Annotated in this window: 9 protein-coding genes; 2 read left to right on the top strand and 7 right to left on the bottom strand. The window is 56.2% G+C overall.

Annotation, left to right across the window (positions count from 1 at the left end; genetic code table 11):
- Window positions 1–4 precede the first annotated feature (4 nt).
- A complete protein-coding gene (gltB, locus tag RSE16_01840) occupies window positions 5–4,645 on the bottom strand; it encodes a glutamate synthase large subunit (GenBank protein ID WRH76239.1) in 4,641 nt (1,546 codons plus the stop codon).
- Between the two features lie 195 nt (window positions 4,646–4,840).
- Window positions 4,841–6,448 carry a GMC family oxidoreductase N-terminal domain-containing protein gene (locus RSE16_01835; protein ID WRH76238.1) on the bottom strand — a complete coding sequence of 536 codons (1,608 nt, stop codon included), beginning with the start codon at window positions 6,446–6,448 and terminating at the stop codon, window positions 4,841–4,843.
- Between the two features lie 32 nt (window positions 6,449–6,480).
- Here RSE16_01835 and RSE16_01830 point away from each other — a divergent pair, with 32 nt between their 5' ends.
- Entirely contained in the window at window positions 6,481–8,535 is a 2,055-nt protein-coding gene (locus tag RSE16_01830; protein ID WRH76237.1) for an alkyl sulfatase dimerization domain-containing protein, read from the top strand.
- Between the two features lie 66 nt (window positions 8,536–8,601).
- Here the strand turns inward: RSE16_01830 and RSE16_01825 are convergent, their stop codons facing one another.
- From RSE16_01825 to RSE16_01810, 4 genes are all read right to left on the bottom strand, one after another.
- Window positions 8,602–9,036 carry a hypothetical protein gene (locus RSE16_01825; protein ID WRH76236.1) on the bottom strand — a complete coding sequence of 145 codons (435 nt, stop codon included), beginning with the start codon at window positions 9,034–9,036 and terminating at the stop codon, window positions 8,602–8,604.
- Between the two features lie 367 nt (window positions 9,037–9,403).
- Window positions 9,404–10,264: a hypothetical protein gene (locus RSE16_01820; protein WRH76235.1), complete on the bottom strand. Its 861-nt coding sequence runs from the start codon at window positions 10,262–10,264 to the stop codon at window positions 9,404–9,406.
- A gap of 160 nt (window positions 10,265–10,424) precedes the next feature.
- Window positions 10,425–10,796, bottom strand: coding sequence for a hypothetical protein (locus RSE16_01815; protein WRH76234.1), 372 nt, complete (start codon window positions 10,794–10,796; stop codon window positions 10,425–10,427).
- A 1,070-nt stretch (window positions 10,797–11,866) separates the two neighbouring features.
- Complete coding sequence (locus RSE16_01810; protein WRH76233.1) at window positions 11,867–12,298, bottom strand: cupin domain-containing protein; 432 nt, start codon at window positions 12,296–12,298, stop codon at window positions 11,867–11,869.
- Window positions 12,299–12,746: 448 nt separating this feature from the next.
- On the opposite strand from RSE16_01810, the gene RSE16_01805 reads away from it, so the two are divergent.
- Window positions 12,747–13,952: an integrase arm-type DNA-binding domain-containing protein gene (locus RSE16_01805; GenBank protein ID WRH76232.1), complete on the top strand. Its 1,206-nt coding sequence runs from the start codon at window positions 12,747–12,749 to the stop codon at window positions 13,950–13,952.
- Here the strand turns inward: RSE16_01805 and RSE16_01800 are convergent.
- On the bottom strand, window positions 13,927–14,064 hold the full coding sequence (locus RSE16_01800; protein ID WRH77270.1) for a helix-turn-helix domain-containing protein: 138 nt from the start codon (window positions 14,062–14,064) through the stop codon (window positions 13,927–13,929). The two genes, RSE16_01805 and RSE16_01800, sit on opposite strands and share 26 nt — an antisense overlap.
- Between the last annotated feature and the right edge of the window lie 37 nt (window positions 14,065–14,101).

The raw sequence follows: 14,101 nt of genomic DNA, 5'->3' as shown, positions 1-14,101 counted from the left end.
CAATTCATTCAGCTGCGACATGCGCGGCGGTAAGGCGTTCGGCCTCGATCTGCTTCAATGCCCGTTTGTAATCCTTTGGCATAACCTTCAAGAATTTGCCGACGGCGTTGGACCAATCATCAAGGATCGCACGCGCCCGCTTGCTGCCTGTGTAAAGATGGTGGCGTTCGAGCAGGATGCGCAAGCGCTCTTCGGAATGGTAAAGCATGTCACCCATGCCGAAATCATTCACGCTCACCGCGCGCTGGCTTGGCGCGCCCTTGCTATTTTCGGCTTCGGGTCCATCGGCCTCGATCGGTTCGACATCGACCATCGCCATGTTGCACCGTTCGCGGAAGCGGCCGTCTTCGTCATAGACATAGGCGACGCCGCCGGACATGCCTGCAGCAAAGTTACGCCCGGTCTTGCCGAGGACGGCGACAACGCCGCCGGTCATATACTCGCAGCCATGGTCGCCGGTGCCTTCGACGACCGCAAGTGCGCCCGAGTTGCGCACCGCAAAGCGTTCGCCCGCGACGCCGCTCAAATAGGCTTCGCCCGCGATTGCGCCATAAAGCACGGTGTTGCCCACGATGATATTCTCGGTTGGTTCGCGTTTCACATGGCCTGGCTGCTTCACGATCACGCGTCCGCCCGACAGGCCTTTGCCGACATAGTCATTGGCATCACCGGTGAGATCGAGCGTAATGCCATGTGCAAGGAACGCGCCAAAGCTTTGCCCAGCAACACCGGTCAAGGCGATCTGGATCGTGTTTTCGGGAAGGCCCGCATGGCCATATCTTTTGGCGACTTCACCCGACAACATCGCGCCAACGGTTCGGTTGAGGCTTTTGACCTCGCGCTCGATCCGCACGGGATCACCCTTTTCAAGCGCGGGCGCTGCGGCGTCGATCAGTTCGCGGTCAAGCGCCTTGTCGAGCCCATGGTCTTGCGTTTCCGTCTGGTGCAGCGATGCACCCTTGTTATCGACAACATGCAGCAGGCGCGACAGGTCGATCCCTTGCGCCTTCCAGTGATGGGTTGCTTTCTTCATGTCGATCCGGTCGACCCGGCCGACCATCTCATCGATCGTACGGAAGCCCATTTCGGCCATGATCGCGCGCAATTCTTCAGCGACGAAGAAGAAATAGTTGATCACATGTTCCGGCTGGCCGGTAAAACGCTTGCGCAGGACCGGATCCTGGGTCGCAACGCCGACCGGGCAGGTGTTCAAATGGCATTTGCGCATCATGATGCAGCCGGCTGCGATCAACGGAGCGGTCGCAAATCCGAACTCGTCCGCGCCGAGGAGCGCGCCGATTGCGACATCCCGCCCCGTGCGCAGGCCGCCATCGACCTGCACGGCAATGCGGCTGCGCAGATTGTTAAGCAGCAATGTCTGCTGGGTTTCGGCAAGGCCAATTTCCCAAGGGGATCCCGCATGGGTTAATGAGGTCAGCGGCGAAGCGCCGGTCCCGCCTTCATAGCCTGAAATGGTGACATGGTCGGCGCGCGCCTTCGACACGCCAGCGGCAACGGTGCCGACGCCAACTTCGGAGACGAGCTTCACCGATATGCGTGCGCCGGTATTGACGTTCTTCAGGTCATGGATCAGCTGTGCCAGATCCTCGATCGAATAGATATCGTGGTGCGGCGGCGGAGAGATCAGCCCGACGCCCGGCGTGGAATGGCGGGTGGCGCCGATGGTTTTGTCGACCTTGTCACCCGGCAGCTGGCCGCCTTCACCGGGCTTTGCGCCTTGTGCCATCTTGATCTGGATATCATCGGCATTGACCAGATATTCAGTGGTCACACCAAAGCGACCCGAGGCGACCTGCTTGATCGCAGAGCGCATGGAGTCGCCATTGGACAGCGGCGTGAACCGCTGCGGATCCTCGCCGCCCTCGCCGGTGTTCGATTTGCCGCCGATCCGGTTCATTGCCAGTGCCAGCGTGGTGTGCGCTTCCCAACTGATCGATCCGTAACTCATCGCTCCGGTGGCAAAACGCTTGACGATTTCGGAAGCGGGTTCGACTTCGCTGATGTCGAGCGGCTTGTCCGCTGGTTTCAGCTCCATCAGTCCGCGAATGGTCAGCAGTCGCTCGCTCTGCTCGTTGATCGAACGGGCAAACTCTTCATATTCCTTGGGGTTATTGCCGCGCACGGCGTGCTGCAGTTTTGCCACGCTGTTCGGGGTCCAGGCATGGTCCTCGCCACGGATGCGATAGCCATAAATACCGCCAACATCGAGCATGTTGCGATAGATCGGATTGTCGCCATAGCCCGCCGCGTGACGGCGGACGGTCTCTTCAGCGATTTGCGCAAGGCCGACGCCTTCGATCGTCGTCGCCGTGCCGGTGAAATATTTGCCGATAAATTCCGAAGACAGGCCAACGGCGTCGAAAATCTGTGCGCCGCAATAGGACTGGTAGGTCGAAATGCCCATCTTGGACATGACCTTCAATATGCCCTTGCCGACCGCCTTGATGTAGTTTTTCTGCACATCATAGGTCGAAAGCGCCAGGCCCTGCCGTAGCCGGATTTCCTCCAACGTCTCAAAAGCGACATAGGGGTTGATCGCCTCGGCGCCATAGCCTGCGAGAACGCAGAAATGATGCACTTCGCGTGCTTCGCCGGTTTCGACGACAAGCCCGGTTTGCATGCGCAGACCCTGGCGGACCAAGTGGTGGTGTACGGCTGCGGTTGCCAGCAATGCGGGCATGGCGATCCGCTCCGGCCCTTGCGCACGGTCCGAGAGGATAAGGATATTCTTGTCCTGCAGCACCGCTTCGGTTGCGGCCCAGCACATTTCCTTGATTGCCATTTCAAGGCCCGCTGCTCCGCTCGCGGCATTCCAGGTAATGTCGATCGTTTCCGCGCGGAAGGCGGCATCCAGAGCCTGTTCGACCGAGCGGATCTTGGCAAGATCGGCATTGGTCAGGATGGGTTGAGCAACCTCCAGCCGCTTGTGCGTCCCTGCATCATGGCCGAGCAGATTGGGACGCGGGCCGATCATTGAAACCAGGCTCATCACCAGTTCTTCGCGGATCGGGTCGATCGGCGGGTTGGTGACCTGCGCGAAATTCTGTTTGAAATAATCGAACAGCAAGCGCGGCTTGTTCGACAATACGGCAATCGGCGTGTCGGTGCCCATCGAGCCCAGCGGATCGTCGCCGTTGGTTGCCATCGGCGTCAGGAATTTGCTGATATCCTCTTGCGTGTAGCCAAAGGCCTGCTGCCGGTCGAGCAACGTGCTGTCATCGTTTGCCAGCGCACCGTCGGCGACTTCAACCTCGTCCAAATCCTTCAGCTTGTACTGCGCCGATTCCAGCCATTTGGCGTAAGGCTCTTTGCTTGCCAACTCGGCCTTGATTTCCTCATCCTCGATGATGCGGCCTTGTTCCATATCGATCAGCAGCATTTTGCCCGGCTGCAACCGCCATTTGCGGACGATATTGTCTTCCTTGATCGGAAGCACGCCGCTTTCCGATGCCATGATGACATGGTCATCGTCGGTGACGCAGAAACGGGCAGGGCGCAGGCCGTTGCGATCAAGGGTCGCGCCGATCTGCCGGCCATCGGTAAAGGCAACCGCGGCCGGGCCATCCCATGGTTCCATCAGCGCTGCGTGATATTCGTAAAAGGCGCGCCGGTCGGCATCCATCATCGGATTGCCGGCCCATGCTTCGGGGATCAACATCATCACCGCATGGGCGAGGCTATATCCGCCAGCGAGCAGAAGTTCGAGCGCATTGTCGAGACAGGCTGTATCCGATTGCCCGTGCGGAATGATCGGCCACATCTTGTCGAGATCGGGGCCCATCAGGTCCGATTCCATCGTGCGACGGCGCGCGTTCATCCAGTTCACATTGCCGCGAACTGTGTTGATCTCGCCATTATGTGCGACAAAGCGATAGGGGTGTGCGAGCTTCCAGCTCGGGAAGGTGTTGGTCGAAAATCGCTGGTGGACGAGCGCCAGCGCCGATTGGCACAGCGGGTTGCGCAGATCGTCGTAAAAGCTGCCGACCTGCCCTGCGAGCAGCAGCCCTTTATAGACCACCGTGCGCGTCGACATGGATGGGATATAGAAACTGCCAAGACCTGGAAGCCCGTGCTTTTCTTCCAGAGCGGAAAGCGGGTTTTGCGCCTGTTTACGAATGGCGAGCAACTTGCGTTCAAAGGCATCCTGATCAGCGCAATTCGCCCCACGGCCGATGAATAGCTGCCGGATGACAGGCATCTGCTCGATCACTGCCTTGCCAAGACCATCGAGTGTCGTCGGCACATCGCGCCAGCCGAGGATCGTCTGGCCTTCCTTTACGATGAAGCTTTCGAAGTTGCGTATGCCGAATTCGCGTGCCGCTTCGTCTTGCGGCAGAAAGCACATCACCACGGCATAATCGCCGGGTGACGGCAGGGTCACGCCCGCCCCATTGGCCCAGTCGCGATAGAGTGCATCGGGAATCTGGATCAATATGCCAGCGCCATCACCAAGCAGCGGATCGGCACCCACCGCGCCGCGATGGTCAAGATTGACGAGAATTTCCAATCCGCGTTCGATGGTCGCGTGGCTCTTACTGCCCTTGATGTTGGCGATGAAGCCAACGCCGCACGCGTCATGTTCATTGCGCGGGTCGTACAGACCCTGTGCCGGCGGAAATCCCATGTTAAACCCTTGTTTCCCGAATATGCGAATTTTGATTCGCGGTAGACATTTATCTGGGTAATTAATAGTCATTCAAAGGGCGTTGGATGCAAAGAATATTACGGTGACCGATAGCTCAGATATGCAAGGCAAAGCATTCTGTCGCCAAGCACGGTGCGTCGATCATCTGAATCTGCGGTGCTTGATTCCGACCGGCTAGGGCGCGTTAAGAATGAGGTCGGCGCCCTTTTCTCCGATCATGATGGCAGCTGCATTGGTGTTGCCTGAAACCAAGCGCGGCATAACCGATGCGTCAACGACGCGCAGTCTGTCGACCCCGTTGACCCGCAATGTAGGGTCCAGAACTGCGCCATCATCAATGCCCATTCTGCATGTGCCAACCGGGTGATAACCCGTGTTGCCGTATCCACGGGCATAATCCAAAAGCTCTTGATCGCTGTTACAATTCTGGCCGGGCCAAGGTTCGCTTTCCACCAATGGAGCTAGGGAGGGCGCAGCCACCAGATTGCGTGCCATACGCATGGCGCGCACAGACAATCTTTGATCCACCTCGGCTTCAAGCCAGTTATGCACGATTTCCGGCACGTCTGTCGGGCTTGGACTGCTCAGTCGGACATGCCCACGGGACTCGGGTCGCAAGACCGTGGGGCCGAGTGTTAATCCCGGCCAAGGGGACAGCGCTGATTTCTTGCCCGCGGCTGCGGCGTCGAGATCGCCTGTTACAGGCAGGCAATGAAACTGCAGATCCGGCCGGTCGAGGGCTGGATCAGATTTGACAAAGGCACCTATCTGGGCTGCTGGTATCGTCATCGTACCGTCGCGCCGCAACAGATAGCGCAAGACATTCCAGAGCAGGCGGCCCCCGGAAAGCTCTTTATTATAGCTATAGACTCCTGCCCGCAGGCGCCAGCTCATGGTCAAGATATAATGATCCTGAAGGTTCTTGCCGACCTGCGGGCTGTTTTGGATCACCGGAATCCCAATCTGCTGCAAATGGCTGGCCGGGCCAATTCCGGACAGCATTAACAGCTTTGGGCTGTGATACGCCCCCGCCGACAAGATGACTTCCCGCCGCGCCTTGATTGTCAGACGACCCTTAGGCCCCTCAATTTCAACGCCTGTTGCGCGATTATCTTCCAGCACGACGCGACGACACTCCGCGCCGGTCATCACCTCCAAGTTGGGGCGCCCCATCACCGGGCGCAAAAATGCATCGGCCGCAGAACAGCGGCGCCCATCGGCGACTGTTGTTTGGTAGTAAAAGGCACCAAATTGATCGACGCCATTATAGTCGTTCGTGCGCGGCACGCCGATATCGGCAAAGGCGGAGAGGATAGCGTCATTGGTCGGGTTGCGGTGGGACACTTCTTCTACGCGCAAAGGCCCATCATCTCCACGCAGATCCGTTCCGCCGGCGGCATAGCTCTCGCTCTTGCGAAAATAGGGCGCAACATCGGCCCAGCCCCAGCCAATAGCGCCAAGGTTGCTCCAGCTATCATAGTCTGCCTGTTGTCCCCGCACATAAAGCAGTCCGTTTATGTTGGACGAACCGCCCAGTCCCTTGCCTCTCGGGAGTAGCATTCTGCGTCCATGAATGGCTGGTTCGGCCTCTCCAGAATAATGCCACGAATGCCCGGGTCCATTTGCCGTGACACCAAAGCCTGCGGGCATGGACAATAAAAATGATTTGCCCTGGCCACCCGCTTCGACCAAAATAACATGGTTTCGGGGATCAGCCGACAGACGATTGGCCAGTACGCACCCTGCCGAACCTCCGCCAATTATAACAAAATCGGCTTCCACTTGCCTCTCGCTCCCGCTTGGCTCTGCCCAAAATGGGCGCCAATCTCATTCCAATGATTGGTGTCGCGTTCCTATACCTTTCAAAAGAATTTCAAGGGAGGATTTTGATGCCCATTTTGAGCCGAGCGACACGCTTTGCTGCTTTCCTGCTGTGTTCTGGCGTTGCATGGGCGAATGGACCTGCAGGCGCCCCGGTTGCCGACGTTGCACGTGATGCGACCCCGGCAACAAAAGCTGTTTTGGAACAAGCGGCCCGCGATCTGCCGCCAGAGGACGGGCAAGACTTTGAATTTGCCCAGCGCGGCTTTATCGCGACCTGGCCTGAAAATGTGATCCGCCAGACCAATGGAAAGCAAAGCTTTGACCTGTCAGGCAACGACTTCATCGAAGGTCCCGCGCCTAGTACGGTTCATCCTGCTCTCTGGCGTCAGAACAGGGTCTTACGGGCAGAGGGGCTATTTCAGAGCGCTCCCGGCCTCTATCAGGTTCGCAATTTTGACAATTCCAACGTTTCTTTCATTGAAACCCCCAAGGGATGGATCGTCGTTGATCCTCTGACAGTATCTGAAGTGGCGCGTGCAGCCTTTGACCTTCTCAAAAAGTATGTAGCCGACAAGCCTGTCGTCGCCGTCATCTACACGCATTCCCATTCGGATCATTTTGCCGGGGCTCTTGGAATTGTGGACCCGGCAGATGTGGCCTCCGGCAAGGTGCAAGTAATCGCGCCTAAGGGGTTCGTTGACGAGGTGGTCAGCGAATGGATGATTGCCGGGACCGCAATGGGCCGCAGAGCCTTTTATCAATTCGGATATTTTTTGCCGCGCGGGCCCAAAGGGCACACGGGGATGGGGATGGGTACGGCCATTGCTGCCGGACAGCAGGGTTTTATAGCCCCGACAATCGAAATTGAACAAACCGGGCAAAGTCTCAAGATAGATGGGGTTGAACTCATCTTCCAAATGGTCCCCGAAACCGAGGCGCCTGCCGAATTCAACATTTGGATCCCGCATGTGAAGGCCCTGTTGAACTCCGAAACTGCAACAGCATCCTTGCACAACGTGCAGACGTTGCGAGGCGCCAAGGTGCGCGACGCAAAGGCTTGGGCATTCTATCTAACAGAATCGTTGCAACTGTGGGGCAAGAAGGCCGAAGTGCTGATCGCTTCGCACCACTGGCCCCGATACGGTAACGACGTAATCCGGCAGCACCTTAGTCGGCAGCGCGATGCCTATAAATTCATCCATGACCAGTCTGTTCGGCGCATGAATCTGGGGCAGACGCCCGAGGAGATTGCCGAGAATCTGCGATTGCCAGCAGCATTGCAGGCTGATTGGGGTGTGCGCGGCTATTACGGAACAGTGAGCCACAACGCCAAGGCCGTATATGACCGCTACATGGGTTGGTATGATGGCGTGCCAGCCAATCTCAATCCTCACCCACCAGTTGAACGGGCAAAGCTGTTGGTTGAAGCATTGGGGGGTGCCAAGGCTCTGCACCGTGTGACGCGAAAGGCTTTTGAGGCTGGCAATTATCGATGGGCCGCAGAACTCGGCCAAAGCGGGGTGTTTGCTGATCCGACTGACAGCGTGTCTAGGTTCCTGCTTGCAGATAGCTATGAACAACTCGGATACCAATCCGAGAGTGCTATCTGGCGAAACATCTATCTCACCGGCGCGCGCGAATTGCGCAGAGGAAAGCCTGATGGGTTCGCTGAAACCGGCCCAAATTACTTGATGATGGCCACTCCCTTGGCGGATTTTCTTGATCTTGTTGAAACGACGCTGGTGCCAGAAAAGGCGGGCGAGACTAAGCTTGCTTTCAATCTCGTCGATACGATCAGCGGAGATCGTTTTGCGGTGACGCTCGAAAATGCAGTTCTTGTGAGCGAAAAGGGCCAAACCGTTCCCGGAGCACCCACATTGTCTGCGCCAAAACCCATCATCCTGGGTGTTCTATTTGGACAAGCACCGTTGGATGCGATGGTTGCATCTGGGCGGGTCCAACTGGTGGGTGACGGAACGGCGATCAAGCAGCTGACAAGCTTTTTGAGTATCCCGAAACTGGATTTCAATATTGTTGAACCATAATGTCAAAAAAATGGTTTATAGATTTTACTTTAAATTAAAATATGTCATTATTTTTTATTATGAGAATCACTTACTCAATGATGAAGTGAAGTCCTGCAAATATTTTTGAGTTATTTCGGTAAGTCTAGAGAATGCATGGTTGACATCATCTGTTGCCGTAAAGTAATTTTTTTGATCTCTCTTCACCCATCCTTTTTTCAGAAGCGTATCTATTTTTCGCCTGACTGTTTCCCTGGGAATCCCCGTGAAGTCTGAAATTGACTGAGCATTGATCGGCAGGGGCTCTATTTTGCCAACCGTCCCGCCGACGAATTCCTCAAGGCTCATCGCGTCTGGTGCGTAGCGCTCGTTAAAGGTGCGTTCGCCGATGGTCGCCATGATGAGGAAAAGATCAAGATCTCCATCAGAGGCGCGACGACACTCTACCAGATAACGAATAAGAATTCCGGCATGTCGAGCGTGTAATTTTCCAAAATTATGAGCAATTTCAGATTCATCCATTCACTACATTCCTGACCAATATCTTCATGCAATCCAAGATGTGAACCCTCACGCAGTCCTTGGCATTGATGTGATTAACGGCGGGTGATGCGATTGGAAAGGCAGCTCTTAACCTTCCCATTTAGCGCGCCCTAACTGATGTGTCCCAGCATTTCGTCAGCTGGGATTAGGGTTGGCTGTACTTATGACGAACACCCGACATGCGGATATGGCTGCAACGTAAGTGCTGCGCAGACCTTTCCAGGTCGGCGTTCAACAATTGTTTGGCTGGAATGCAGCCTGCAGGCTTCCTCCGCTCTTGGACGAACGGAGCTTCAGTTTTTGTGACATTGGGAGTGCGGAGAATCGCGAAAGCGGTAGCCCGCGACTATTTATCCACGCGGACGCTTAAGGTCATGCCGCCTGCGAATTCGGCACTTTCGCTATTCAACCCTGTGCTGCCATAAAAGGAAAGATTCAGCGCCCTTGCAAGTCGGACACTCGCCCAGCCCGTAACTTCGTTTGATGCGGCCTCTCCTTGTATCGGGGACCGCTGCCAATCATAATCAACACCGAATATTGGCCCTTCGCCGACCTCAAGGCTGACGCCCGCCCCTGCGCCCCAGCTGTTGCGCAGCCAATGCGCGTCGGTGCTGTCGAGGAAGCGGCGACGCGCGTGAACATAAATAGTTGTCGGACCAAACTCTTTGCTCAAGTCGCCGGATACGAGGATGTCCGCATTACCCGTGCCAATGCCATTGCGCGTCGAGGCCGTGGGCAATCTGACGCGGCCGGATGCATCAAAGTAGAAATTCGAGCCGAGATCGAAGCTGTAGGTTGCTGCCACGGTGACATCGCCCAGGCCCTGTCGCCTCCCGCTAAGCGACGAGAATTCATTAACGCGACCTTCGGGGTCGCCGGTTTCGTTGAGGCTGCTCACGCCGCCGGTCACTGCGTCGCCGCCATGGGAGGCATCGAGCAAAGTCGCCGGGCCGTCGATCCATATATAAGGCACCGATATCCGCACGCTAAGATTGTTGCGGGTATATTTTAACGACAGTGGCGCCGAAACAACGGTCGTGCGGACAGCCTCGCCATAGTGACCCGTCGAAAAATGCACGCCGGTGGAAAAGCGGATGCTGTCGTCGTCGCGCGTGACGTCTTCAACTGTCAGACTTTGTGCTGCAGCCGGACTTACCATTGCACCCGAAGCGAGTGCCAAGAGCATCAATTTTTCGAAATTGTTCATATCAAGATATTTCGAGCCGATTTCTGGATGGTGCGCTGTCCGGCGGCTTAAGCAACGCGCATTGCAGTTTGGCGCCAAGTAGCTAGGTTCTGGCAGAGCCAAGCCCGCCAGAACCTACCATGCGCCGCTTTGGAAGCGGCGATACGTCTATATGGACGCCTTAGTTGCCGCCACGACCGCGACCGCGGCCACGGCTTTGGTTGCGATCCTGGGTCCGGCTGCGCGCGCTGGACTTGTCATCGCTTGTCCGGGCAGCACGAGTGCGGTCGCCCCGGCGATCATCACCAGCGGCATCGTCTGCACCGCGGCCACCGATGCGGTCGCCGCCCTTGTCGTCATTTGCCTTGCGCTCGGCTGGATCGTCCGCGCCGCGGCCGCGACGAGCGTTGTCGGCACTGTCGTCAGCTCCCCGGCTTTGACGAATATGACCTGCCGGATCATCTGCGCCCTTACGGGCAACGGCACCGCTAGCGGTCAGAGCAGCAGCTCCAACAGCAATTGCGGCAACGCCAATTTTCAAAAGTTTTGTCATTAAAGCGTCTCCTGATCGTACTGCCGATGCCTTAACGTCGGCGAGTGACGACCTATTCATTGACTACCGACCCCAAAAGCGCGGCCGGCTTCACCCGAAAAATGAAAGAGGGTTTTGTTTGAATAAGAACATTGCAGCCTAGTTTCCGGGAGAATCGGAGATCCAACTCTCATGCCGTGTCTGGAGGCTGCCGCGAACCTATTGGAACATAACCTTACCTTGTCATTTATTGCCAGTTTCCAATAAGCAAAAAGCATGAATGGAAAGAGGCGTCGTGCTTAAAAGGGATAAATGGTAACATCGCCAATCCGTTAACCATGATGTCATTCTCAATATGAATGCATTAACCTTGTTTGTTATCAAGATTATATATTTTACAGAAAAACTGTATAATTTATGAATATTTCACTATATTCAAAATGCATGTAGAATTTGCATATTTTTATATTAATGACATCAATTATTATTGGATTTTAGAAATAGAGAAATTGAACAAAAATGGCACCGTTCAATCCAATTCGGTTTCCATTCCTTGGTTTTTCCGGGAGGGCTCGATAGGCCCCCGGCTCTATCGACCTAGGCAGTTGATGGGCCCTGTTCCAAATTAATCAAAAGATCCACGTCACGCTGACCTTGATCGGTGGAGCAAGCGCGGCCTGCAAAGTTAGAAAGATCCGAACTTGACGGCTGGACATAGCCAAAAAGCCGCAAGAATGATCCACGCTACGCAGCCTTCATCCGATGGAGCAAAGGTCGCCTGCAAAGCTTGGACGATCAGCTGTCATCCGACGCTATCGTTGGCAGGCTCAGGAAGCGCAGGTTGTCTGAGGTAGAGGACGATAAGAAAGCTTGAGCGGCTCACAATCAGTCGTGGAAAACGACCATTCCGCAACCGGCAAACCTAAACGGACCGATGCGGCTAGTTTTGATGGCTCGGGCTGAAAGGTCATTTTGAACGATTCTTTGCTGTTAGATCAGCGCACTATCGACTGAAAACTAAGAATTCATCTACGCTGACACATCCGTCTGCGACGATAATCAAGTGGGTCGGTGCTCGCCCCGGATGAATACTAACCGGGCGACCAATCCGGCGCAGCCAGTTCAAAACCCGAAAAGTCGAATGCTGGCGACACAACGCAGCTGACCAAAGCCCAACCACCATCCGGTTCAGCCGCTTGCCAATGAAAAGGCGGAACCAAAAGTTGCGGCATTTCGCCGTTCAAAACATCGCCCCCTAACCTCAAGCGAGTTGGGGCACTTTCCGCATTCTCCGCTATCATCAACGTCAAAGGTGCACCGGCATGCCACAACCACAATTCAGCCGCATCCACCCGGTGCCAGTGCGAACGCTCCCCCTCATCAAGCAGAAACAGGATTGCCGTTGCTCCGGCCCGCTGGCCCGATGCAGCCGCAGACCTCCAGGTTTCTCTATACCATCCACCTTCAGGGTGAGGCAGCAAGCCCAGCTTACCGATGATTGCCGATGATGAATTATCGCGCATATCTGGCACTCTGCTACAAATGGACAAGAACGATAGACTGGCTGAGCGCTATGCTCACTCGTGGCATGTCCTACAAGCGCTGACTTGAAGCAAACGGCAACAGTCGTGCCACACGACCATTTCGTAACCAGCGAAAACACCGCATCCGCGCCGTCTCCGCACAATTCAAAACCGCGCGATAAACCATACGCATGGTTGTGCACAGCACCGCAGGGGTCAAACAAAAGATAGCATTGGAAAATATGGTAGCGGAGGAGGCGCTATAACTTTCGTCTCAGGCGATTTCAGAACGTCCTTAAGTCCACTGTAAAATCAGCGATTTATCTTGTAACGTATTCGCGGTCGGTCGCTTCGAATTGCCTGAATTCCCGCCGAAATGTGGGAACGATTGTGGGAACAAAATGCCGCCTTTTCGGGGGTGTGATTCCCTAACAGGGACTCGAACCTGATGCCGCTGACGATCCTGAAAGTAAAGAATGCCAAGCCCGGTCGCCACGTCGATGGCCGTGGCCTTTGCCTGCTGGTGAAGCCAAGCGGTGCGCGGACTTGGATGCTGCGAATGCAGTTGAATGGGCAGCGCCGCGACTATGGGCTGGGTTCAGCACTGGACGTTTCGCTAGCCGAAGCGCGTGAGGCCGCCTCCATGTTGCGCAGGCAAGTGCGCGAAGGCTTCGATCCTGTTGCCGAGCGCCGCAATGCACGGAAGGTCATCCCGACCTTCGAGGTCGCAACCCGGAGCTGCCATGAAACACTTGGCGACGGTTGGAAGGAGGGCCATCACGCGCGTTGGCTGTCTGGCTTTGAGCGGCATGTCTTTCCCCGGATCGGAGGGAAGCAAGTCGATCAGGTCGATAGCGCCTGCGTTGCCGAGGCGCTCTCCCCTATCTGGCTGGAGGTTCCCGAAACGGCGAGGCGCATGTTGCAGCGCATCGGCGTGGTGTTGGATTTCGCCCACGTCAAAGGCTGGGTGCCGGAGGAAGTTTCACTGCGATCCGTTCGCAAGGGGCTACCGCGCCAGAACGACAAGCGCGGCCACATGGAGGCCATGCCCTATGCTGAAGTCCCTGCCCTCATGCGGAAATTGGCGAACGCTGCGCCGACGATCGGGCGCGACGCCTTGCGCTTCACGATCTACAACGCTGTCCGATCGAACGAAACCCGGCTTGCAGTCTGGACAGAGTTCGACCTGGACAACGCGGTCTGGACTATACCCGGCGAGCGTATGAAGGCCCGCGAAACTCATGTCGTGCCGTTGTCCGCACCCACGGTCGCATTGCTCCGCAGGCGATGGGACGAGCGCGCCAGCGATATCGGCCTCGTCTTTTCCAAGGATGGAAAGAAGCCGATCAGCGACATGACGATGACGAAGCTTTTGCGCGATGACGGCATAAGCGGCGTGACGGTTCACGGCTTCCGCTCCGCCTTTACCGACTGGTCGTCGGAATGCACCGAATATCCCAAGGAGGTGGCAGACAAGGCTTTGGCCCACAAACTGCCCGACAAAGTTGAAGCTGCCTATCGCCGAACTGACTTTTTCGAGAAGCGGCGCGGCTTGATGAAGCTGTGGGCGGACTATCTGGATAGCCCGCCCCGCGCCGAGGCAACGCCAGCCGATGCGGCGGCAGAGCCTACAGAGGATCGCGTTGCTGCCTGATTAGCTCATGCAAGCTCGCAGTGGTAATTCGGGTGGACTTGCCAAGTTTGACGGCCTGCACTTCGCCACTGGCAATTAGTTCGTAGAGTTTGGTCCGGCCCACACCGATCATGCGGGCGGCATCGTTGACCCGGACGCATATTGGATCA

Origin of the sequence: Sphingobium sp. (genome assembly GCA_035196065.1) — a bacterium.
GTDB classification, from domain to species: domain Bacteria; phylum Pseudomonadota; class Alphaproteobacteria; order Sphingomonadales; family Sphingomonadaceae; genus Sphingorhabdus_B; species Sphingorhabdus_B rara.
Note: the sequence above shows the minus strand (reverse complement) of the source record. Positions and strands in the feature narration are given on the sequence as shown.